Origin of the sequence: Staphylococcus sp. OJ82 (assembly GCF_000294465.1) — a bacterium.
In the GTDB taxonomy this organism is placed as follows: domain Bacteria; phylum Bacillota; class Bacilli; order Staphylococcales; family Staphylococcaceae; genus Staphylococcus; species Staphylococcus equorum.
The window spans coordinates 1-25,185 of the sequence record NZ_ALPU01000001.1 but is presented as its reverse complement, the minus strand read 5'-3'; the positions used below and the strand labels follow the sequence as shown (position 1 = coordinate 25,185).

Genomic DNA, 25,185 nt, shown 5'->3' with positions numbered 1-25,185 from the left:
TAGAATATTAGATTTCTCACCCGATCCCATACTATTTCGATAGACGTCAGTGCTTTACAAAAATGGACAATTATATAAATTCATATAAAAAATAAGACACCTCGTTTTAAAGATGCACCAACATAACTTTAAAATGAGGTGTTTTATGTATAAAAATTTAATATGATTCAGTTAACACTACCAATAAGGTACTGATATTTAATTAAATATCAGTACCTTAAAGCAATTTCAGAAATTATTTTCCAGTGAATAAACCGATGATTTCTTTGATGATATCAATGATAAAGCTCATATAATTCACCTCGCTTCGTTTTATTATCTTCACTTTAATATAATTGTGCTTAATTTTGTTTAAAATTTCTTATATAGTAACAAATCATTCGTAAGTGCGAATAATTCGAAAAATAAAACGACAACGCATGCAAAAGTGTTTTTCACGATTCTTTTTTAAAAATATTCAAAAATAAAAAAGCATTACCATAAAGAACAGAATAAATGTTCATTATGATAATACTTTAGTTAAAGTGGGTAGAAATGTTTTAATATATTAGTCTGTGATAGCACCTTTAGAAGCAGAAGACACGAGTTTAGCATATTTTGCGAGTGTACCTCGAGTAGCTTTTGATGGTGGCACTTGCCATTGTTGACTACGACGTTCAAGTTCTTCATCTGATACATCAAAGCTTATTTCAAGATTTTCAGCATCGATTGTAACAGTGTCGTTTTCTTCTAGTAAGGCCATTGGTCCACCTACCATTGATTCGGGTGCAGCGTGTCCGATTACGAGACCATGTGAACCACCTGAGAAGCGGCCATCTGTGACTAAAGCAACAGATTCGCCTAATCCTTTACCTACTAAAATAGATGATGCGGATAACATTTCAGGCATGCCAGGTGCGCCTTTAGGACCAGCATAACGGATAACTACGACGTCACCAGGTTTAATATCGTCATTAAGAATCGCTTTTGTTGCTTTAGATTCAGAATCGAATACACGTGCTGGTCCTTTAATATAAGTTACACTTAATCCTGAAATTTTAGCAACTGCGCCTTCTGGTGCAAGGTTACCTTTTAAGATAACAAGTGGACCAGTCGCATGTTTAGGTTTATCAAAATTAATAATTTCTTTATTATCAGTTAAGCCAGGTTCATTTTCTAAGTTTTCAGCAACAGTTTTACCAGTTACTGTTAGGCAATCGCCATGGATTAAGCCGTTGTCATAAAGTAATTTCATTACTCCAGGAATACCACCTGCTTCATCAAGATGTGCCATAACGTATTTACCACTTGGTCTTAAGTCAGCAATGTGTGGCACACGTTTACGAATTTTTTCAAAATCATCAAGTGTCAGATCTACTTCAATCGTATGTGCAATAGCTAATAGATGTAAAATAGCATTTGTAGAACCACCTAATGCCATAACGACTGTGATTGCATTTTCAAAGGCTTCTTTCGTCATGATGTCTTTAGGATAAATATCTTGTTCTAATAAGTTATAAACTGCTTTTCCGGCAGCTCTACTATCTTTCATTTTGTTTGTCGATACAGCTGGATGAGAGGCACTTCCAGGTAAACTCATGCCCATTGCTTCTATAGCTGAAGACATAGTGTTTGCAGTAAACATACCACCACAAGCACCTGCGCCAGGACATGCTGCACATTCTACTTTATGTAATGCTTCTTTTTCGATTTCTCCGTTATTGTACTGACCTACGCCTTCAAATGCTGAAACGGCATCTAAATCTTTGCCGTCTAATTTACCAGGCATAATCGTGCCACCAAATACGAAAACAGCAGGCAAGTTAAGACGTGCAATACCAATCATACAACCAGGCATATTCTTATCACAGCCGCCAATTGCCACAACGCCATCTAAATTCTCTGCACTTACTACAGTTTCGATTGAATCAGCAATAACTTCACGACTCGGTAGTGAGAAACGCATGCCATCTGTACCCATGGAAATACCGTCAGAGACAGTAATGGTGTTGAAAATAAGAGGTGAGGCCCCAGCTTCACTAATACCTTGTTTAGATGCACGCGCTAAACCATCAATGTGCATGTTACATGGTGTTACTTCACTCCATGTACTTGCTACACCAATCATCGGTTTTTTGAAATCTTCATCTTCAAAGCCAAGTGCACGTAGATAGGAACGGTTAGGTGTACGACTTACACCTTCACTAATGACTTTGCTGCGTATACGCAAATCTTTTTTATCTTCTGTATGTTCTGTTTCTTTAGTCAAAAAATTACCCCCATTAATAAGTCTATATTGTATGAATACTCTGAAAATTTAAAATAATCAAATGTTTTGTTCGCTAAAAAATATTTAATACATTTTCTAATGTAACCTGCATAGGAATATAAAACGGTTATAAATTTAAAATAACAGTGCGAGATAGGGCTGTTGAGCCATTCGTAAAGCACATTTTTTAAAAATCACACCATATATGCTAAGCAAATTAAAAAATGATATTGAATATACACAGTATCGGTATATTTCCTTCGTGTCAATATTAAAATGATTTATACAAATCATCATAACATCTATTATATGAAAGCAGAATATGAATGTTAGGTATTTATGAGACAACAATATTTTAAGGACTGGACATAAATAACATGCCATGCTCGTCAAAACAGTCTGTTTGTCTGAAGCGGATTAAATCAGCTAAAATAGTATGGTACAAGTAATAGAATATCGTGTTAAAAGGAGTATCAGTAAATGACAAACTTTAAACGATTGGAAGCGTACTTAAATATTAATTCTGATTATTACAATAAAGTAGATTTAGAAATGTTGAACCATTATATTCACCAATATGTACTACATGTGCCGTTTGAAAATATTAATGTTCAAAATAAGCAACTCATCGCACTAGATGATGAAACTATGCTTCATAAAATCATTCAAGAACATAGAGGTGGTTTTTGTTATGAACAAAATAGATTATTTCACAACTTTTTAAAGGAAAAAGGTTTTGACGTTTATATGGTTTCTGCAACAATTAATACAGGTAAAGAGTGGGCAATGGAAGGCTCTCATATGGCTTTGATTGTAAGTTTGAATCATCATAAATATCTTGTCGATGTTGGTTATGCGGATGTTCCTAAGAAAGCGATGCCACTTATTAGAAATCAAAATGAAGTAATAGATGTAAATGGTAAGTTTCGAGTTAAACATATTGATACATATACAATTGAAATGCAAAAGTATAAAAAAGATGATTGGGAAACACAATATAGAGCAATTGATATCTCTAAAACACTCAAGGATTTTGCAGCGGGAATTGAATTTAATCAACATCATTCAGACTCTATTTTTGTTCAAAAATTATTGGTTAGTAAAGCCAAAACATACGGAAGAGTTACATTATCTAATGCACATTTAACGATAGCAAAGAATGGGGAAGTTCAAAAAATTCCAGTAACACAAAACAATTATCAAACATTACTAAGTGATTACTTTGGCATAGATGATATTCGGATTCAAACATTTGAACAGTATTAAATGAATGGGGAATCATGAAGGCGTTTATATTACGAGTAGTGCTTGTTTGTAATATGAATGTCATACAAATAATATACTCACGCGCAATTTTAAGTTGTATAATAATATAGTGAGCAATGAATGATAAAATGTAAAAAGAAATATTGGGAGGTTTACATAATTGCGTAAAAAAATAATTGCAACTGTAATAGGGACAAGCGCGATAGCGGCTGTAACTTCAGCAAATGCTGATGCTGCAACAACTTATAAAGTTAAGAGTGGGGATTCCCTGTGGTCAATAGCGAATAAATACGATATTTCAATTTCAAAGTTGAAATCGTTGAATAATTTGACGTCTAACGTTATTTTTCCTAATCAAACATTGAAAGTTTCTGGTTCAACAAGTACATCAACGAATACATCATCAGGGTCAACATATACTGTGAAATCAGGAGATACGTTATCAGGTATAGCTGCTAAACACGGTACGACTTACCAAAAAATCATGAGTTTAAATAACCTATCAAACACTAATATTTACCCGGGGCAGAAGTTGAAAGTATCGGGAACAGCTTCAACTGGTGGTTCAAGTTCATCAGGTGGGACGAGCAGTGGTAGTACAACGACATATACAGTAAAATCAGGCGATTCTTTATCAGCAATCGCTGCAAGATATGGCACGACTTATCAAAAAATCATTAGTTTAAATGGTTTATCAAATACTAATATTTATCCGGGACAGAAGTTGAAGGTATCGGGAACAGCTTCAACTGGTGGATCAGGCTCATCAGGTTCTACTGGCTATAACACGCCGATATTCAATCATTCTAATTTATATGACTGGGGCCAATGTACATATCATGTATTTAACAAACGTGCACAAATTGGTAAAGGTATTAGTACATATTGGTGGAATGCTAATAGTTGGGATACTGGTGCTGCAGCTGATAGTTACACAGTTGACCATAAGGCAACAGTAGGATCTATTTTACAATCTGATCAAGGTTATTATGGTCATGTTGCATTTGTAGAATCTGTTAATTCTAACGGTAGTATTACTATTTCAGAAATGAATTACGGTGCGTCACCAGGAATTATAACTTATAGAACGATTCCTGCATCACAAGTAAGTTCATATAAATATATTCACTAATTTAAAAAGTGCCTCTAACGTATTCAGTATATAATACATTAGAGGCACTTTTATGTTGTTATGAATAGAAAAATACCCACAGAGTATGTTTTACTGTGGGCAGTTGAATTGTGTTACTATTTTAATACAGAAAATGACAAATTATGCTTCTTTACGTATAGATTGTACACGTTTAACAGTCGTGAATAATGTACTAGCTGCTGTAAAAGTTGAAAAAACTTTAACGAATTTACGCGGTGATTTTAATGCTGTATATAAATCGAGTATGGCGCCTGTGCCTGTAATTGCCATGCTAGCGTAAAGTAACTTTTTGTTTTTTGATTGATAGGCATACCAGTTGAAACCTTCAACTGCAATGCCTACAAAATTGATTGTGTTAGAAATGCGATTAATTCTTGGTTTTTTAGCCATTCTTATTGGATCCTCCATTTTGAAAACTCATATATTGTTTAATATTATAACATTTTATAAGTTGATTATTATGTTCAATACTATGATGTAGCTCTAAATGAGATGTTCTTGAATAATAAAATATGATAACATAAGCGCAGTTAGTATGAAAATGGTACGATTATTTCCGTATAAAAATAAAAGAAGTACGTTTGGAGTGCGTAGTTATGATTAAATGTGTTTGCTTAGTTGTTGAAGAAGATGACGAACTACTACTAGTACAAGCTAGAAATAGAGAAAAATATTATTTTCCGGGCGGCAAGATAGATGATGGGGAAACTTATAAACAAGCATTACAGAGGGAGTTGAAAGAGGAACTTCAAGTTGATGTACCGGAAATTTCGCTTGTTTATATGGATACGGTAATTGGAGATGCTTATCCACAAAAAAATGAGCAAACTGAACTGAATTGTTTTTACACAACAGCGCAGATAGATTGGTCCAAAGTTGAAACTGACCAAGAAATTACGGATATAAGATGGATACATAAGTTAGAGTATAATAAAATTGCACCTGCTGTCGTGACTTGGAGCAATGAACAATTAACAGGTATAAGTATGATTCCATATAGTGCAGAACTAATTTCAGATATTGAACAAATTACTATTACGCCAGAAGACCGTCAATTTACTAAAACGCCGAAAGTGAACATTGAACTTGCACAAAATGATTCGGAGCGACATCCTGTACTCGTATATAATGATGAGCAACAATGTATAGGTTTTTTTACACTGCATGAAGGTGCTGGTGTAGCGCCTTATTCGTTAAATGAGAATGCGGTGTTTTTCAGATCTTTTAGTGTAGATGCTCACTATAGAGGGCACGGATATGGAAAACAAATTATTCAATCCTTGCCAGAATATATACACCATCACTTTCCAGATATCGACGAAATTTGTCTAGCGGTCAATGATAATAATGAAGTGGCTCAAAACTTATATCAACAGTGTCATTATAATATGGTAGGTGAAACCTTATTAGAGGGTAGACCTGTCTATATATTACAACAACAAATATAATAAATTTAAAAATGCGTCATGTAACTTAACATATAGTGTTAATTTACATGACGCATTTTTGCTATTCAATTTGACCAGGAGTATGATTTTGACCAAAGGAGTGATTTGGATGAATATGAATGATGTTTTGTTTTTATTTTTGTGTACCTTATTAGTTTGGTTAATGACACCGGGGTTGAGTTTATTTTATGGTGGTCTTGTACAATCTAAAAATGTGTTGAATACAATAATGCAAAGTATGTCTGCAATTGTTGTTGTGACATTTGCATGGGTTATTTTAGGTTTTAGCCTGAGTTTTGGTTCTGGAGAGATATTTTTAGGCGGCTTTACGTATTTTGGTTTAAAGGAAGTTGGATTCAATACACAAGCGGATATCGCTACACATATCCCTCTAGCACTTTTCATGTTATTCCAATTAATGTTTTGTACAATTGCTGTATCGATTTTGTCAGGATCAATTGCAGAAAAAATGAAGTTTATACCTTATTTAATTTTTGTATTTTTATGGGTCATTATAGTCTATAGTCCAGTTGCACATTGGGTGTGGGGTGGTGGTTGGATAGATCAATTAGGTGCAATAGATTATGCAGGCGGTACAGTAGTTCACATTACATCAGGTATATCAGGACTTGTACTAGCGATTATGATAGGAGCAGGAAAAAACTTTGAAAAACGACCACCACATAATCTTATAATTACACTAATAGGTGGCATATTGGTATGGGTTGGTTGGTATGGGTTTAACGTAGGCAGTGCCTTAACTTTTAATGATATTGCGATGACCTCCTTCGTGAATACTGTACTCGCAGCAAGTGCAGGTTCACTTGGTTGGTCTGTTATGGAATATTTTATGAAAAAAACAACAAGTTTGATAGGAATGTTATCGGGAATGTTAGCTGGTTTAGTAGCCATTACGCCGTCTGCTGGTTTTGTAAACTATATGAGTGCAATAGTAATTGCATTTATTGGCGGTGTTAGTTGCTATTTTGCAATTAATTATATCAAAGTAAAATTACAATATAATGATGCTTTAGATGCATTTGGTATACATGGTATTGGTGGCATTGTCGGTGCAATTTTAACTGGTGTATTTCAATCTCATAAAGTGAATAACGAGATTGTTGATGGAATGCTATATAGTGGGACGCTTCAAACAGTTTGGGTACAATTTGTCGCGGTATTCGTAACAGTTATTTTTAGTGGTGCAATGACATTTTTAATTGCAAAAACAATAAAATTGTTTAGTGCTTTAGGTACGGATAAAGTTGAAGATGAAAAAGGCTTAGATTATGTTGTTCATGGAGAAAGTGCTTATTTTAGTGGAGAGATAAACAAATTTAATAAGCGTTTATAATGAATTAAGAATATAAAAAGTAAAATAAAAATCACTCACCTTTTGATAAGTGCAGGTGAGTGATTTTTATTTTAATCAACTGTTTTTGTTGTAGGTGGATTTGTTTTGTGTTCCTTTTTAATTAATATTGAGGATAGCCAAGCCGTAATAGGGATACTTATAGCAATTGCAATACCTCCTAATAAAATAGAGATGAATTCTTGCGCAAATATTTTGGAGTTGATAATGTGACCAAACGAATAATTTAATTTGAAAAACCAGAAAAATAATGTGAGTTGGCCTCCAAAATAAGCAAGATAAATTGTATTAGCTGATGTGGCTAAGATTTCTCTTCCTACACGCATCCCTGAATGAAATAGTTCTTTTTGAGTTAAATCAGGGTTGGTCTCACTTAATTCGTACATGGGGGAACTAATTGTAATAGCTAAATCAATAACTGCAGCAATGACAGCAAGTATTATGGTGAAGACCATGAATTTAACCATGTCTATACCGATATTCATAGAGAAAATGTACGTTTCATCTTGTTGCTCAGTTGTGAATCCTTGTAGGTTACCAATAGATACAGACAAGTAGATGGCAGCAATCAAGATTACCGTTGTTAGAATTGTTGCGTAAAAAGCTGCTTGTGTCTTGGTATTATAACTATTAAGTACAAATAGATTACACGCTGCGATAACGATACAAAATACTAAGGTTACAAGGTAAATTGGCGCACCAAACATAATGATAACCAAGCTTATTAATAGAATGACAAAGTTTAAGAATAATGTCAGATAAGAGATGAGTCCTTTTTTACCACCAAAAATAAGCATAAGTATGAACAGTATGATACCTAAAATTGTTATTGCACTCATTGTTTAGCACCTCGCATTTTGAACCATACTTGCATCATTAATATTGTAATAGGAATTGTTAAGACAATACCAATACCACCTGTAATTGCCCGGGAAATTTCTAATGACCAATTCATAGAAATTGTGTAGGTAATGGTATTTGCATTTTTTAAATAAATAAGTAACATCGGTAAGCTTCCAGATAAATAAGAGAAAAGTAAAATGTTGGTCATCGTTCCCATAATATCTTGGCCGATATTGCGTCCGGCAAGTGCCCAACGCGTCATACTAATATTGGGTGTGCGACGTAGGATTTCAGTCATCCCACTTGCAATTGTAATGGCGACATCCATCACTGCACCGAGTGATCCAATCATTACCGATGCGAGAAAGACTTCTTTAGGTGGTAATGTTAAGAAACTCATCGTTTCAAATTTTAAGCCTTCGCCACCAGTTATTTGAATTACTAATTGTGTTAACCCAACGCATATAAATGTACCAAGCAAGGTACTGACAATAGTAATGAGTGTCCGCCATTGCCAACCAGTAACTAGCAGTAAGGTTAATATAGTAGATATGATAACTCCAATACTCATTAGACTGAATAAAGTCATAATATGAAATTGGTTATAAATATAAATCGCTAGAATGACGACGGCTGTGTTAATTGCCAAAGATAAAATGGATTGAAGTCCGATTTTCCTACCTACAAGTAGTACAGTTAATAAAAATAAACCTGTCATGGCTACTACGAGGCTATCACGCTTTTTCTCTAATATATATGCATCATTTGGATATTTATCGATATGTAGCAAAACTTTATTGTTTTCAGAAAATTTTTCACTATCTGCTTGAGATTCATAATATTCGTGTGGAATCGCTGCAGTTTGACCTTCGAATTTTCCATTTAAAATTGTAAGTTTCAATGTTTCTGTATGTTTTATATCTTTATTATGATGGTCATCCATGGTTTTAGATGTAGATTTATTTTCAATATTTGTAATTTGACCAATAGGTGTATCGTAAAACTTAGCATTTACAAATGTGAAAATAAACAACCCAATAAATATGATGCAAAACAACAATAATACCCAATTGAAAGGGCGTTTAAGTAGTGTTTTGATTGGCATCGCTCTATTTCAATCCTCTCTTTATAGACAATGCGATTATACGCGTCTCATATGTTGAATTCAACGATTTATAGGTTTGCGGATAAATTTTGGATTAGTGATATGTTGTACTGCGACTCAACAATTGGTCGATCATTGAAAGCATTAAGCGAATGTCATTTTTACGATTATCTTGGCGCATCACACTACAAATTGTGCGTTTTAGCTCTGTGTGCCCAAGGGAGATGTCCACCCATTTATCAGGATTCTTATCTAGTAGGTGATAGGAAGCTGCAATAATATATCCGCGCTCTTTATTTAAAATGTATTGTGCGAGTTGTGGATGGGTGATGGTACGTATAGGTTTTATTACAATATTGGCTAGTGTTTGCTTGATATGCGAGGGTAATGGATAAAGCTCATAAATTGTTTTGTTCGAAAACTGGACTAGAGGCGGATGGGTTGCCATAGTAATTGGTGCATCTTTAGGGGCATAGATGTGGTAGTTTTCCTCGAACAAAGCATTTACTTTTAGTTCGCGATTTTGTTTGATGTCATTTGATAGGTCGGTAAATGCAATATCGATTTGATCAGTAGTTAAAGCATTTAAAATTTCACTCTCTTCCATTAGAATAGGTTCGACAATTGAATCGCTTTGGTTTTCGAAAGATTGTATTAATAGCGTGAGTACTTGTGAGATATAACTTTCAACATAACCAATACGAATTATAAAATGATTAGACTCTGATTGTTTGTGAAATAAACGGACAGTTTCGTCGAATTGATCTATAATTTTAGTTGCTTCTGAAAATAATTGCTTTCCTTCATCAGTTAGATAAATATTACGTCCTTCTCTATTAAATAATTTAACTTGTAATTCTTTTTCGAGTTGTGTTATTTGACGACTTATTGCAGATTGTGCAATTTCCAATTCAAGTGCAGCTTCTGATAAATGCTCTCTTTTTGCGACTTCTATAAAGTATTTTAGTTGTTTGATTTCCATTGTATCCCCCCAAATTCAAAAATGTTCTAATAAATAGAATAATATCATCTATTTTATATATTGAACAGATTGATCAACTACTATATAGTTTACTTACTAATTTAATATTCAGAATTTTCGAAAAAGAGGTGAAGGTCATGCTCGAATACAATCAGAAAATTGGCTTATATGATAGTCGCGAGGAACATGATGCATGTGGTATTGGCTTTTATGCCAATATGGATAATAAAAGGAACCATGCTATAGTCGAAAAATCATTGGAGATGCTACGTAGGTTAGATCACCGTGGCGGTCTTGGTGCGGACAGTGTGACAGGTGATGGTGCAGGGATTATGACCGAAGTGCCATACGATTATTTTTCAAAACAAACTGACTTTGATTTGCCTGGAGAAGGTCAATATGCCGTTGGAATGTTTTTTACAAATGAACAAATTGCAGGTTCTCAGCACGAGGCGCAGTTTAATGCACACTTTGAAGCGGAAGGTTTAAGTGTAATTGGTTATAGAGATGTACCTGTAGACATCAATGCAATTGCTTCACATGTTGCCGATACAATGCCTTTTATTCAACAAGTATTCGTGTCATTAAATGATGTTTCACATGTAGAACGTAAATTGTTTTTAGCTCGAAAACAAATTGAAAATTATGCGAATCAGCAACAGTTAGATTTATATTTTACAAGTCTGTCAAACAGAACAATCGTATATAAAGGATGGTTACGGTCAGATCAAATCAAGGCTTTATATCAAGATTTGAATCATGAATCTTATATTTCGAAATTAGGACTTGTTCATTCGCGTTTCAGTACAAATACTTTTCCGAGTTGGAAACGTGCACATCCTAATAGATTACTCATGCATAACGGTGAGATCAATACAATTAAAGGTAATGTAAACTGGATGCGCGCTAGACAAGATGAGCTGATCACGACTATTTTTGGTGACGAAAAGGACAAGGTGAAAGAAATTATTGATGAAGATGGCAGTGACTCGGCTATAGTCGATAATGCTTTAGAATTTTTATCGTTAGCTATGGAGCCTGAAAGAGCAGCAATGCTCATGATTCCAGAGCCTTGGTTATATAACAAAGCCAATGATGCGAATGTACGTGCTTTCTATGAGTTTTATAGTTATTTAATGGAACCATGGGATGGACCGACGATGATTTCGTTTTGTAATGGAGACAAGATTGGTGCTTTAACTGATAGAAATGGCTTAAGACCAGGACGTTACACAATAACAAAAGATAATTACATTGTTTTTTCATCTGAAGTTGGTGTAGTTGATGTACCCGAAAAGAATGTTGCTTTTAAAGGTCAGTTGAATCCTGGAAAGCTATTACTTGTTGATTTTAATCAACATAAAGTGATTGAAAATAATGAGTTAAAAACAAACATCGCAGACGAACTACCTTATGAAAGTTGGTTAAACGATTTTAAAGTAGATTTGGATTTAGAAAATGTGACGTATAAACCATCCGAGTGGGATAGTGCAACATTGAATCGATTGCAAAAACAATTTGTCTATACAAAGGAAGAAATGGATAAATACATGACAGAACTGGTTGAAAATAAAAAAGATCCAATCGGAGCAATGGGTTATGATGTACCTATCGCGGTATTAAATGAAAAAAATGAAACACTTTTTAATTATTTCAAGCAATTATTTGCTCAAGTAACGAATCCACCTATTGACGCTTATCGGGAAAAAATTGTCACAAGTGAGTTAGCTTATTTAGGCAGTGAAGGGAATTTGTTAAACCCTGATGCGGACGTATTGAATAGAATTCAATTGAAACGTCCTGTGATGACAGAAGCGCAACTTGAGGAAATTGAGCAGAGTAGATTTAATGTAAGACATCTATCAACTGTTTATAAAGATGATTTAGAAGCAGCATTAGACGCTTTAGGGGGTAAAGCAATACTTGCTGTTAAAGAAGGTAGTGAAATTTTAGTATTAGATGATCGTACACTTGTAACGGAAAATGGTTATGCCATGCCAATATTGCTTGCGGTGAGTCATATTCATCAATTGCTTATCCGAGAAGGTCTACGTATGCGTACGAGTATTGTTGCTTTGTCGGGTGAAACGAGAGAGGTACATCACGTTGCATGCTTATTAGGTTATGGTGCGAATGCGGTAGTACCCTATTTAGCACAACGTACGATTGAACAATTGGTCTTGAGCCAACGTTTAGAAGGGGATATTTCTGAAAATGTTCAAACCTACACACATACCTTGTCTGAAGGTGTCATCAAAGTAATGGCTAAGATGGGTATTTCTACAGTTCAAAGTTATCAAGGGGCACAGATATTTGAAGCTGTAGGACTTTCAAATGAAATTGTAGACAAATATTTTACTGGCACCCAGTCGAAATTATCTGGGATAACGATGGAGTTAATTGATAAAGAAAATAAAGCGAGACAAACACCTGAGAGTGAGTACATTGAATCAGGTAGTACGTTCCAATGGCGCAAACAAGGGCAACATCACGCGTTTAATCCAACTTCGATACACTTATTACAACATGCATGTCGCTTAAATGATTATGAAAAATTCAAAGCATTTTCAAATGAAGTTAATCACAAGCGCACAGATCATATTCGCCATTTGATGGAATTTAAAAAGCAGAAATCCATAGATATCGATAAAGTTGAACCTGCGAGTAATATTGTGCAACGTTTCAATACTGGAGCGATGAGTTATGGTTCGATTTCAGAAGAGGCACATCAAACGCTTGCAGAAGCAATGAATCAAATGGGCGGTAAAAGTAATAGTGGTGAAGGCGGCGAAAATCCCGAACGTTTTGTGATAGATGAAGCAGGTAGAAATCGTTCAAGTGCTATTAAACAAGTTGCTTCAGGTCGCTTTGGAGTAACGAGTGATTACTTACAACATGCAAAAGAAATACAAATTAAAGTTGCGCAAGGCGCTAAACCAGGGGAAGGCGGACAATTACCAGGTACGAAAGTATATCCGTGGATTGCGGAAGTAAGGGGTTCTACACCAGGTATTGGCTTAATATCACCACCGCCACATCACGATATTTATTCAATAGAAGATTTAGCACAATTAATCCACGATTTAAAAAATGCCAATAAAGATGCAAATATTACAGTGAAACTTGTCTCTAAAACAGGTGTCGGTACGATTGCGGCAGGTGTCGCGAAAGCATACGCTGATAAAATCGTAATCAGTGGCTACGATGGTGGTACAGGTGCATCACCTAAAACAAGCATTCAACATGCAGGCGTGCCATGGGAAATTGGACTATCAGAGACGCATCAAACTTTAATGATGAACGGCTTAAGATCAAGAGTGAAAGTGGAAACAGATGGCAAACTACTTACAGGTAAAGATGTCGCTTACGCATGTGCGTTAGGTGCTGAAGAATTTGGTTTTGCCACTGCACCATTAGTAGTTATGGGATGTATTATGATGCGTGTATGTCATAAAGACACATGTCCAGTAGGTATCGCTACACAGAACCAAGATCTACGCGCGTTATTCAATGGCAGAGCAGACCATGTAGTTAACTTCATGCATTTTGTAGCGGAAGAAGTAAGAGAAATATTAGCTGAACTCGGTTTGAAATCAGTCGATGAATTAGTAGGGAGAACGGATTTATTACAACGAAGTAGCCAGTTATCAACACGTCGCTCTAAAGCAGCTACTATGAATGTTGAAGCGTTGTTGTATCAACATGAAGGTGACAGATTTAATAAAATAAAACAAAATCATCATCTTGATGAAGGATTTGATTTAACAAGATTGTATCCTGACGCACGAACGGCTATTGAAAAAGGTGAAGCATTTACAGGTAAATATAAATTGAAAAATGAACAAAGAGATGTAGGTGTGATCACTGGTAGTGCAATTACTAAGATTCATGGACCTGAAGGTTTACCTGAAGATACGATTTATGCACAAACACAGGGTCATGGTGGACAAAGCTTAGCGGCATATACGCCTAGTGGATTAACGATACATCATACAGGTGATTCAAATGATTACGTTGGTAAAGGGTTATCTGGCGGTAAGATTATTGTGAAAGCGCCGAATAAACACCGTGAGAATGAAATTATTATTGGTAATGTTTGTTTTTACGGTGCATCACATGGTAAAGCGTACATTAATGGTAAGGCAGGAGAACGTTTCTGTATCCGTAATAGTGGTGTGCAAGCAGTTGTCGAAGGTATTGGCGACCACGGGCTTGAATATATGACTGGCGGACGTGTCGTTATACTTGGAGATGTAGGTAAAAACTTTGGCCAAGGTATGAGTGGTGGTGTGAGTTACATTTTCCCATCAGACGTTGAAGCTTTTAAAAAAGAACATAAATTAGATAGTCTGGATTTCGATACAATTAGTGTAAAAGCAGAGCGTGAAATTTTGAACGATATGCTACAAGCTCATGTTAAATATACACAGAGCACAAAAGCACAAGCTATTTTAAATGATTTTGAAAATGTGGCACACAAAGTAGTCAAAGTAGTTCCGAAAGATTATAAATTGATGATGCAAAAAATAGAATTACAAAAACGTGATTCGAGTGAGTTAGATGAAGCTTTGTTGAATGCATTTAATGATAAACGTACAAGCTTAGCATCAGAACAACAGCAGACTGCGGTATATTAACCATAAAGGGGGATTTGTCATGGGCGAATTCAAAGGATTTATGAATTATGACAAACAGCAATTAGATGAATTGTCATTGGTTGAACGTATAAGTAATCACGATGCCTTTCAACAGAGGTTTACGAAAGATGAAGCAGCAGAACAAGGTGCACGTTGTATGGATTGTGGGACCCCGTTTTGCCAAACGGGAGAACCTCATGGAAAAGAAACAATTGGTTGCCCCATTGGGAATTATATTCCGGAATGGAATGATCTCGTTTATAGAAAAGATTTTAAAACAGCATATGAACGCTTGAGCGAGACAAATAACTTTCCAGAATTTACGGGGCGCGTTTGTCCTGCGCCTTGCGAACATTCATGTGTGATGAAAATTAATCGTGAATCTGTGGCTATCAAAGGTATTGAGCGCACTATTATTGATGAAGCTTATGAAAATGGCTGGGTTAAACCAACAAAGCCTAAGCAACGTCAATCTGAAACAGTAGCAATCGTCGGCAGTGGTCCAGCTGGGTTAACAGCGGCAGATGAATTGAATAAACTAGGATACAAAGTAACAGTATATGAACGTGCACATGAAGCGGGTGGGCTTCTAATGTATGGTATTCCTAATATGAAATTAGATAAAGATGTCGTACGTCGTAGAATTGAAGTGATGAAACAATCAGGTATTGAGTTTATGACAGATACAGAAATTGGTGTAGACGTGAGTCGTGATGAATTAAATGAACGACACGATGCAATTATACTTTGTACAGGTTCACAAAATGCGAGAGATTTACCATTGGAAGGGCGCATGGGATTTGGAATTCACTTTGCAATGGATTATTTAACTGAACAAGGGCAATTTTTAAATGGAGAAATTAACGAACCTGAAATTTCGGCTAAAGGGAAAAATGTTATTGTGATTGGTGCTGGTGATACAGGTGCTGACTGTGTAGCGACAGCACTGCGTGAAAATTGTAAGTCTATCGTTCAATTTAATAAATACACAAAGCAGCCAGAAGAGATTACATTTGATGAGAACACATACTGGCCATTAGCAATGCCTGTATTCAAGATGGACTACGCGCATAAAGAATATGAGTCGCGTTTTGGTTTTGAACCACGTGCATATGGCGTACAGACGATGCGTTACGATGTTGATCGTATCGGCAATGTAAAAGGTGTTTATACTCAAATACTTGAAGAAACAGAAGATGGCATGGTCGTGGTGGATGGTACAGAACGTCACTGGCCAGCAGACCTAGTCTTATTGTCTATCGGTTTTGTCGGTACAGAAACGACCGTGCCTCATGCTTTCGATATTCAAACCAAACGTAATAAAATTGTGGCTGATAATAAAGATTTCAGAACGAATCAACCACATATATTTGCAGCGGGCGATGCGAGAAGGGGGCAGAGCCTTGTGGTTTGGGCTATTCAAGAAGGAAGAGCTGTAGCAGATTCAGTAGATGCTTACTTAAAAGAAAAAGCGTTGGTATAGTGCTGAAATTTTAATTGACTTTTGAAACGGGCTATAATATTATAAATAATGTATTTATTTGGAGGAATACCCAAGCCCGGCTGAAGGGATCGGTCTTGAAAACCGACAGGGGCTTAACGGCCCGCGGGGGTTCGAATCCCTCTTCCTCCGCCATAATATTATAAAACTAAGACTAATAAATAGAGTAGACAAGTAATCAATCGTGTATTGAGTACTTGTCTTTTTTATTTGTCGTTTTAGGGTATTGTATAATAATTAAATGGATTCATTGAAATTATTATACAAAAACATGAAAATAACATTATTTTTTTTAATTAACATGAAAGCCTTTACAAAACTTGTCTATACAAGTTATACTTTCAGTGATGTTAAAAGAAAAAGGGAGTGAATCATCATGGCAGTTAAAAAGAAAGATGTGCAAGATATAGTCGAAGCTATTGGGGGCAAAGACAACTTGGACACAGCAACACACTGTGTAACGCGTTTGCGACTTGTCTTGAAAGATGATGATAAAGTAGATAAGGATCGATTGGGTGATAACGATTTAGTAAAAGGACAATTCAAAGCTGATAACCAGTATCAAATTGTCATTGGTCCAGGCACAGTCGATGAAGTTTACAAACAATTCATTGAAGAAACAGGTGTAGGTGAAGCGTCAAAAGATGACGCGAAAGCTGCAGCGGCTAAAAAGGGTAATCCGGTCCAAAGATTGATTAAATTGTTGGGGGACATATTTATTCCAATCTTACCGGCAATTGTTACTGCTGGTTTACTTATGGGGATTAATAATTTACTTACGATGGAAGGGCTATTTGGTCCTAAACCGTTAGTAGAGCAATTTCCTCAACTTGGAGATATCTCTAATATTATCAATGTAATTGCAAGTACAGCATTCATATTCTTACCAGCATTAATTGGTTGGAGTAGTATGCGCGTGTTTGGTGGGAGTCAAATACTTGGTCTAGTACTAGGCTTAATTTTAATGAATCCACAACTAGCTTCACAATATGATATTGCTAGTGGTAATATTCCTACTTGGGATATTTTCGGTTTAGAAATTAAGCAATTGAACTATGAAGGACAAGTGTTGCCGATTTTACTTGCAGCTTATGTATTAGCTCAAATTGAGAAGTTCTTAAATAAATATATTCATGATTCAATTAAAATGTTAGTTGTAGGTCCGGTAGCGCTACTGATTACAGGTTTCTTAGCATTTATAGTTATTGGGCCAGTTGCATTATGGCTTGGTACAGGAATTACAGAAGGCGTGACATTTGTCTTTGAACATGCTGGTTGGTTAGGTGGCGCACTTTATGGTCTGTTCTATGCACCACTCGTTATCACAGGTTTACATCATATGTTCTTAGCGGTAGATTTCCAATTAATGGGAAGTAGTCTTGGCGGCACATACCTATGGCCAATTCTTGCAATATCTAACATTTGCCAAGGGTCAGCAGCATTTGGCGCATGGTTTGTCTATAGAAGACGTAAAATGGGCAAAGAACAAGGTCTTGCTATGACTTCAGGTATTTCAGGTTTCTTAGGTGTAACAGAGCCAGCATTATTCGGGGTAAACTTACCACTAAAATATCCATTTCTAGCAGCGATTTCAACATCTTGTGTGATAGGTGGTATTATAGGTGCAAGTCGTGTGCTAGGTAGCGTAGGCGTAGGCGGCGTGCCAGCTATTATTTCTATCCAAAAGGATTTCTGGTTAATATATGCTATTTGTACTCTTTTAGCAATTGTCGTACCAGCAATTTTAACTGTTGTTCTATCAAGATTTAGTAAAGAAGAAACAAAAGAAATGGTTGAAAAATAATTTAAGTTATATAGATAAGTACAATTAAACTCGCTAAAATTCATTAGCGAGTTTCTTTTTGAAAACAGTAAAAGAAAAGGTGGTAATTGTTATGGCACATAATGATTGGAGAAAATCAGTTGTTTATCAAATTTATCCAAAATCATTTAATGATACAACAGGTAATGGAGAAGGTGATTTACAAGGTATTATTGAAAAACTAGATTATTTACAATATCTAGGTGTAGATTACATTTGGCTAACACCAGTATATGAATCGCCAATGAACGATAATGGTTATGATATTAGTAACTATTACAAAATTAATGAAAAATTTGGAACAATAGAAGATCTTGAAACATTAGTAAGTGAAGCGCATAAGCGTGATTTAAAAGTTATGATGGATATTGTAATTAATCATACCTCTACAAAACATGAATGGTTTAAACAAGCATATGCAGATAAAGAAAGTCCTTATAGAGATTATTACTTCTTTAGACGATCAGCAGATAATCAACCACCAACAAACTGGGAGTCAAAATTTGGTGGTAATGCATGGAAATATGATAAAAAAACAAATGAATATTATTTGCACCTATTCGACGTTACTCAAGCTGATTTAAATTGGGATAATCCTGAGGTGCGAGATGCTTTATATGACATTGTTAACCATTGGATTAGTTTTGGTGTAGATGGATTTAGATTTGATGTGCTTAATTTGATTTCTAAAGGTGAGTTTAAAGACTCTGAAAAAATCGGCAAAGAGTTTTATACAGATGGACCACGCGTACATGAATATGTACATGAGATGAATCGTCGTACGTTTGGAGACAAAGACATAATGACGGTTGGTGAAATGTCCTCAACTACAATAGATCACTGTATTAAATATACGAATACTAAGCGCCAAGAATTAAGTAGTGTCTTTAATTTCCATCATTTAAAAGTAGATTATGCCGATGGTGAAAAATGGACGAATGCTAAATTAGATTTCCATAAATTAAAAGATATACTTATGGAATGGCAACTTGGTATATATGAAGGGGGCGGTTGGAACGCAATATTCTGGTGTAACCATGACCAGCCTCGTGTTGTTTCTCGTTTTGGTGATGACTCGTCTGAACAAATGCGTAAACAAAGTGCTAAGATGTTAGCTACTGTACTGCATATGTTGCAAGGCACGCCTTATATTTTTCAAGGTGAAGAAATCGGTATGACAAATCCAGATTTTGAAAACATTGACCAGTATCGTGATGTTGAATCTTTAAATGCTTATCAAAATATGAAAGATGCAGGTTATAAAGAAGAAGAAATTATTACTATATTAGGGCAAAAATCTCGCGATACTTCAAGAACACCAGTTCAATGGACTGATACAGAGAACGCGGGCTTTACTACTGGTACTCCATGGATTGATGTTCCAAATAATTTTGATAAAATCAATGTTGAAGCGGCTATTAAAGATGAATCATCTATATTGCACACTTATAGACATTTGATTCAATTACGTCATGAACACGATATTATTACGTATGGGAGCATAGAACCTTTATATATGGAGCATAATGAGTTGTTTGTTTATAAACGCCATTACAATGATGAAACGTGGCTTGTTATTGCAAACTTTTCAAATGAACAAGTAACGATTCCAGAAGATTTAGCTATTGAGGGAGAAATTATTATCCAACATGGTGAAGTAACAAATGAATTAATTGATGGATTTGGCGCAATTGTAATTGCACAATAATTTAGAAAAGGGCAGTGAGTGAGCGCGCATGACACAGAAAAAATTTATTACGATATATGAAACAATACGTACAGACATCATAGAGTCACGCATATCGTATGGCACTCAATTGCCATCTGAGCATGAGTTAGTAGAAACCTATAGTGCCTCTCGTGAAACAGTACGTAAAGCACTGAACTTATTAGTGAGAGACGGTATGATTCAGAAGATTCGCGGCAAAGGTTCGGTTGTTATCTATCAAGGCTTAACAGAATTTCCTTTTGCAGATTTAACCAGTTTTAGAGAAGTTCAACAAGGATTAGGCTTGCGACATGAAACTGACGTCAAGGTGTTTAAAAAGATAACTGCAGGTGAAGTTCCTAAAGTACAAAAGGCCTTGAATGTTCGACAAGGAACAGTATTGTGGCATATCGTTCGAATTAGAAAAATAGAAGACAGAGTAAAGATTATAGATGAAGATTACTTAATAGAAGCAATTGTCCCGAACCTTACTACGGAGATTGCTAAAGCATCACTATATGAGTATATAGAAGATATATTAGGTTTAGAAATTAGCTACTCTAATAAGTCGATTACGTTTGAGGGCTTCGGAGAAAGAGAACAAGAAATATTTGGCGATGTGGTACCACCATATACGGCAACAGTTCGAGGCATTGTACATTTGAAAGATACTACAATATTCCAATATAATGTTTCGAAACACTTAGCTACAGAGTTTAAATTCAATGATTTTTCTAGACGTCACAAAAGGTAATATATTTTATCGTAAAAATGACTATAATGTGAATTATATAATGAAGATATAGTATCTAGGATAGGTTATACTTGCAATCAGTTGTTAAATTATAGTATGATATATTTTGCCGTGCTAAGTGGGGAGGTAGCGGTTCCCTGTACTCGAAAACCGCTTTACGCGAGACTGAATTCCTTTGCTAAGGGTGTGTTTTTGTGAAGTCTGCCCAAAGCACGTAGTGTTTGAAGATCTCGGTCCTATGCAATATGAACCCACGAACCATGTCAGGTCCTGACGGAAGCAGCATTAAGTGGATTATCGTATGTGCCGTAGGGTTGCCGAGATTTAGCTAACGACTTTGGTTACGTTTGTGATACACATTCGAAGTGAAGGTGCACGGTTTTAATTTTTTAAATAATGAAATAAACTTATATAAATACTGAGCGACGTATCTTTTGATAGCAGTCGCTCTTTTTTTATATTAAAATATAAGGAATACTTTGATAGGACGTTGGTATAGTTTAAAACTTCTCACAAAGCCGATGTTGTTGAGTCAAAGTTTGGAAATTAAACGTTACAAGGGGGATGTCGATGCAAATATACTTAAGTACTTTAACTGAAAATGATTATGATACAAGTTTAGAAACAATAAAATCTGCGTTTGAAGATATCGCTGAGTCACAGCATGATGAGCAAGCGTTAGTTGTGAAATTGAGAAAAACTTTAGAATATAACTATGAGTTAGAAGTTGTCGCGAAAAATGATGACGGTGAAGTAATCGGTCATATTTTGTTATCAGAAATCCAAATCGTTAATGAAGAAACAAGTTTTACTGCATTAGCATTAGCTCCATTATCTGTTTTACCAGCATATAGAAATATGGGGTTGGGAAAAGCACTCGTGCAAGCAGCAGAAGAGAGAGCAAAAGCGCAAGGTTATACAACGATTATTGTCTTAGGAGCTGCGGAGTATTACAGTAAATTAGGTTATGAAGAAGCGGAACAATACCATATATACAGTCCATTTGATTTACCTTTGAAAAATTTTATGGTCAAATTCCTTTGGGAACAACTAACAGAGCAACCTAATGGAAAAGTGGTTTATCCAGAATCTTTTAATTGATATTCAAAGTATAAAGTACAATGCTATAATAGTTGATGAATGCTATTGGAGGTGCGAAAGTGAATTATCAAGCTTTATATAGAATGTTCCGACCGCAAAGCTTTGAAGATGTTGTGGGTCAGGAGCATGTAACTAAGACACTACGTAATGCGATTGCTAAAAGTAAACAATCCCATGCTTATATATTTAGCGGGCCTAGAGGAACAGGTAAAACGAGTATTGCAAAAGTGTTCGCAAAAGCCATAAACTGTCTTGAACGTACCGATGGTGAACCTTGTAATGAATGTGCAATATGTAAAGGAATCACGCGTGGAACGAATTCAGATGTCATTGAGATTGATGCAGCAAGTAATAACGGTGTAGATGAAATAAGAAACATTAGAGATAAAGTTAAATATGCACCTAGTGAATCGAAATTCAAAGTATATATTATAGATGAGGTACACATGCTAACAACGGGTGCTTTTAACGCGTTGCTTAAAACGTTAGAAGAGCCACCAGCACATGCAATATTTATATTAGCGACGACAGAACCTCACAAAATACCTCCGACGATTATTTCAAGATCACAAAGGTTTGATTTTAAAGCAATTAGTGAAGATGAAATTGTTGAACGTTTAAAGTTTGTAGCAAACTCGCAAGAAATTGAATGCGATACTGCTGCATTGGAATTTATTGCGAAAGCGTCAGAAGGCGGTATGCGTGATGCGTTAAGTATCATGGACCAAGCCATTGCTTTTGGAGATGAGCACCTCACGTTACAAGATGCACTGAACGTAACTGGTAGTGTAGATGCTAGTGCCTTAAATGAATTACTGAAAGAAGTAGTTCAAGGAGATGTGAAAAGTGCTTTTTCAACTTACCACCAATTCATATCACAAGGTAAAGAAGTCAATCGTTTGATTAACGATATGATTTATTTTGTGAGAGATACGATAATGAATAAGACTTCTAATGTAGAAACTGAATATGATGCATTAATGCATTTTGATTTAGATGTTCTTTATAAAATGATTGATATCATCAATGATACACTCGTTTCGATTCGATTCAGTGTAAATCAAAGTGTACATTTCGAAGTATTACTAGTTAAAATCGCTGAAATGATAAAAGAAAAACCCGAGAGCGTTCAAACAGTAGCGACTACAGGTATTGCAACAGAACCTAATAATGACGTTCTGTTGCAAAGAATGGAACAGTTAGAAAGTGAATTGAAGACTATAAAAGCGCAAGGTGTGACTACGAGCAACACGCCTCAACAAACTAAACGAACTACCAACAAAGGTGGGCAGTCTAAGAACACTTTTTCTATGCAACAAATTGCTAAAGTATTAGACAAAGCCAATAAAGATGATATTAAGCAATTGAAAGACCATTGGGAAGAGGTCATTAATCACGCGAAAAGCAATGATATGAAATCGTTAGTGAGCCTCTTGCAAAATTCAGAACCAGTTGCAGCAAGTGAAACGCACGTTCTGATTAAGTTTGAAGAAGAAATACACTGTGAAATTGTTAATAAAGATGATGAAAAACGAGAGAATATTGAGAATGTTGTTTGTAAAATCATCGATAAAACAGTCAAAGTTGTAGGTGTGCCAGCCGATCAATGGATGAAAGTTAGAACAGAATATCTACAAAATAGAAAGAGTAGCACAGCAACAGAAGGTGAAAGTAATAGCCAATCCTCTACTCCGGAAGTAACGGAAGAAGTTGACGTTGTTCAAAAAGCTAAAGATTTATTTGGTGAGAGTACTGTAAATGTAATAGATGAAGAGTGATACATGACAATGAATAAAAAGGCATGTATAATGAAACGAAAGAATAATCATAAAAATGATATAGAAGATTCAAGGAGGAAAAATTTATGCGCGGTGGCGGAAATATGCAACAAATGATGAAACAAATGCAAAAAATGCAAAAGAAAATGGGCGAAGAGCAAGAGAAATTAAAAGAAGAGAAAGTACAAGGTACAGCTGGTGGCGGCATGGTTACTGTAACTGTATCAGGTCATAAAGAAGTACTAGATGTAGAAATAAAAGAAGAAGCGGTAGATCCAGACGATATTGAAATGTTACAAGACTTAGTGATTGCTGCAACGAATGAAGCAATGAATAAAGCTGATGAACTTACACAAGAACGCTTAGGCAAGCACACTCAAGGCTTAAACATTCCTGGAATGTGATCATATGCACTATCCTGAACCGATTTCAAAACTTATTGACAGTTTCATGAAACTGCCAGGCATTGGGCCGAAGACCGCTCAACGTCTGGCGTTTCATGTATTAGATATGAAAGAAGACGATGTTGTCCAATTTGCTAAATCTTTAGTGGATGTTAAACGAGAACTTACCTATTGTAGTGAATGTGGACATATAACTGAACAAGATCCATGTTACATTTGCCAAGATAAACAGAGAGATCGCACAATTATTTGTGTAGTTGAGGATGATAAAGATGTCATTGCTATGGAGAAGATGCGTGAATATAAAGGTTTATATCACGTGTTACATGGCTCTATTTCTCCAATGGATGGTATTGGACCAGAGGATATTAATATACCCAGTTTAATTAATCGTTTGAAAGATGAAGAAGTTAAAGAGCTTATCTTAGCGATGAATCCAAACCTAGAAGGTGAATCTACAGCGATGTATATCTCGAGGTTAGTAAAACCAATTGGTGTTACTGTAACGAGATTAGCTCAAGGTCTTTCTGTAGGTGGCGATTTAGAATACGCTGATGAAGTTACATTGTCGAAAGCGATTATGGGCCGAACAGAGATGTAGTATATTATTAAACATATATATATGAACGATTAAAGCTACCTATATAGGTAGCTTTAATTATTTGTAAATAAAATTAAAAATATGTAAAAGAATTTAAAGTACGCGTAACAAGTGTATTCCAATGGTTTGAAGATAGATTTTAGATGTTTACTGGTTATAAAACGAACTTTAATATGAATTATTATAATAAAGTATGCTTATTAGTGTTCAAAGGTTGTTGTGAGACGGTTAGAGTGTAAATTTTACTGTTGTTAAAAGGTTTTTATGCGTGTATAGTATTACTAGTCGAGCGAAACAACACGACAAACACAAAAAGAAATACGAAACACAACGAAAATTAATTTTAAAAAGTTATTGACTTTTCAAGTTATAACCTGTATAATTAAGTCTTGTGATTAAGAAATGAACATTGAAAACTGAATTGCAATATGTCAACGTTAATTCCGAACACAACATTAAAGT

18 protein-coding genes, 1 tRNA gene and 1 other RNA gene are annotated in these 25,185 nt (G+C 35.4%); 15 read left to right on the top strand and 5 right to left on the bottom strand.

The features are described from left to right. Positions 1 to 547 precede the first annotated feature (547 nt). Positions 548 to 2,248 (bottom strand): dihydroxy-acid dehydratase, encoded by a 1,701-nt coding sequence (gene ilvD / locus SOJ_RS00095; protein ID WP_002506001.1) that lies wholly within the window; start codon positions 2,246 to 2,248, stop codon positions 548 to 550. A 480-nt stretch (positions 2,249 to 2,728) separates the two neighbouring features. On the opposite strand from ilvD, the gene SOJ_RS00090 reads away from it, so the two are divergent. Both SOJ_RS00090 and SOJ_RS00085 read left to right on the top strand, forming a co-directional pair. Further along, positions 2,729 to 3,514: an arylamine N-acetyltransferase family protein gene (locus SOJ_RS00090; protein ID WP_002506000.1), complete on the top strand. Its 786-nt coding sequence runs from the start codon at positions 2,729 to 2,731 to the stop codon at positions 3,512 to 3,514. Between the two features lie 160 nt (positions 3,515 to 3,674). Next, a complete protein-coding gene (locus SOJ_RS00085; RefSeq protein ID WP_002505999.1) occupies positions 3,675 to 4,646 on the top strand; it encodes a LysM peptidoglycan-binding domain-containing protein in 972 nt (323 codons plus the stop codon). Between the two features lie 141 nt (positions 4,647 to 4,787). On the opposite strand, the gene SOJ_RS00080 is transcribed toward SOJ_RS00085, so the two are convergent. Further along, complete coding sequence (locus tag SOJ_RS00080; RefSeq protein ID WP_002505998.1) at positions 4,788 to 5,057, bottom strand: hypothetical protein; 270 nt, start codon at positions 5,055 to 5,057, stop codon at positions 4,788 to 4,790. Between the two features lie 206 nt (positions 5,058 to 5,263). On the opposite strand from SOJ_RS00080, the gene SOJ_RS00075 reads away from it, so the two are divergent. Together SOJ_RS00075 and SOJ_RS00070 are read left to right on the top strand one after the other, a co-directional pair. Continuing rightward, positions 5,264 to 6,115 carry a GNAT family N-acetyltransferase gene (locus tag SOJ_RS00075; protein ID WP_002505997.1) on the top strand — a complete coding sequence of 284 codons (852 nt, stop codon included), beginning with the start codon at positions 5,264 to 5,266 and terminating at the stop codon, positions 6,113 to 6,115. A 109-nt stretch (positions 6,116 to 6,224) separates the two neighbouring features. Then, positions 6,225 to 7,469: an ammonium transporter gene (locus SOJ_RS00070; RefSeq protein ID WP_002505996.1), complete on the top strand. Its 1,245-nt coding sequence runs from the start codon at positions 6,225 to 6,227 to the stop codon at positions 7,467 to 7,469. A gap of 71 nt (positions 7,470 to 7,540) precedes the next feature. On the opposite strand, the gene SOJ_RS00065 is transcribed toward SOJ_RS00070, so the two are convergent. From SOJ_RS00065 to gltC, 3 genes are all read right to left on the bottom strand, one after another. Continuing rightward, complete coding sequence (locus tag SOJ_RS00065; protein WP_002505995.1) at positions 7,541 to 8,326, bottom strand: YibE/F family protein; 786 nt, start codon at positions 8,324 to 8,326, stop codon at positions 7,541 to 7,543. Then, positions 8,323 to 9,435 (bottom strand): YibE/F family protein, encoded by a 1,113-nt coding sequence (locus SOJ_RS00060; RefSeq protein ID WP_002505994.1) that lies wholly within the window; start codon positions 9,433 to 9,435, stop codon positions 8,323 to 8,325. Before SOJ_RS00060 ends, SOJ_RS00065 begins: the two co-directional genes overlap by 4 nt. A 94-nt stretch (positions 9,436 to 9,529) precedes the next feature. Beyond that, on the bottom strand, positions 9,530 to 10,417 hold the full coding sequence (gene gltC / locus SOJ_RS00055; RefSeq protein ID WP_002505993.1) for a glutamate biosynthesis transcriptional regulator GltC: 888 nt from the start codon (positions 10,415 to 10,417) through the stop codon (positions 9,530 to 9,532). 137 nt (positions 10,418 to 10,554) lie between these two features. Here gltC and gltB point away from each other — a divergent pair, with 137 nt between their 5' ends. The 11 genes from gltB to recR all read left to right on the top strand — a co-directional run bounded on the left by gltB (position 10,555) and on the right by recR (position 24,723). Beyond that, entirely contained in the window at positions 10,555 to 15,054 is a 4,500-nt protein-coding gene (gene gltB / locus SOJ_RS00050; RefSeq protein ID WP_002505992.1) for a glutamate synthase large subunit, read from the top strand. Between the two features lie 19 nt (positions 15,055 to 15,073). Next, the gene (locus tag SOJ_RS00045; protein WP_002505991.1) at positions 15,074 to 16,537 is read left to right on the top strand and encodes a glutamate synthase subunit beta; all 1,464 of its coding nucleotides are present in this window, start codon (positions 15,074 to 15,076) and stop codon (positions 16,535 to 16,537) included. 60 nt (positions 16,538 to 16,597) lie between these two features. After that, positions 16,598 to 16,690: transfer RNA gene (locus SOJ_RS00040), tRNA-Ser, on the top strand. A gap of 241 nt (positions 16,691 to 16,931) precedes the next feature. Beyond that, the gene (treP, locus tag SOJ_RS00035; protein ID WP_002505990.1) at positions 16,932 to 18,359 is read left to right on the top strand and encodes a PTS system trehalose-specific EIIBC component; all 1,428 of its coding nucleotides are present in this window, start codon (positions 16,932 to 16,934) and stop codon (positions 18,357 to 18,359) included. 91 nt (positions 18,360 to 18,450) lie between these two features. Beyond that, entirely contained in the window at positions 18,451 to 20,085 is a 1,635-nt protein-coding gene (gene treC / locus SOJ_RS00030; protein ID WP_002505989.1) for an alpha,alpha-phosphotrehalase, read from the top strand. Positions 20,086 to 20,113: 28 nt separating this feature from the next. Next, positions 20,114 to 20,839 (top strand): trehalose operon repressor, encoded by a 726-nt coding sequence (treR, locus tag SOJ_RS00025; protein ID WP_002505988.1) that lies wholly within the window; start codon positions 20,114 to 20,116, stop codon positions 20,837 to 20,839. A gap of 109 nt (positions 20,840 to 20,948) precedes the next feature. Next, an RNA gene (ffs, locus tag SOJ_RS14110) (signal recognition particle sRNA large type) lies at positions 20,949 to 21,218 on the top strand. A gap of 191 nt (positions 21,219 to 21,409) precedes the next feature. Further along, positions 21,410 to 21,940 (top strand): GNAT family N-acetyltransferase, encoded by a 531-nt coding sequence (locus SOJ_RS00020; protein WP_002505987.1) that lies wholly within the window; start codon positions 21,410 to 21,412, stop codon positions 21,938 to 21,940. Positions 21,941 to 21,999: 59 nt separating this feature from the next. Beyond that, positions 22,000 to 23,718, top strand: a complete 1,719-nt coding sequence (gene dnaX / locus SOJ_RS00015; RefSeq protein ID WP_037539340.1) for a DNA polymerase III subunit gamma/tau — start codon at positions 22,000 to 22,002, stop codon at positions 23,716 to 23,718. 86 nt (positions 23,719 to 23,804) lie between these two features. Continuing rightward, on the top strand, positions 23,805 to 24,122 hold the full coding sequence (locus SOJ_RS00010; protein WP_002484224.1) for a YbaB/EbfC family nucleoid-associated protein: 318 nt from the start codon (positions 23,805 to 23,807) through the stop codon (positions 24,120 to 24,122). Between the two features lie 4 nt (positions 24,123 to 24,126). Then, the gene (gene recR, locus SOJ_RS00005; RefSeq protein ID WP_002505985.1) at positions 24,127 to 24,723 is read left to right on the top strand and encodes a recombination mediator RecR; all 597 of its coding nucleotides are present in this window, start codon (positions 24,127 to 24,129) and stop codon (positions 24,721 to 24,723) included. Positions 24,724 to 25,185: the final 462 nt, after the last annotated feature.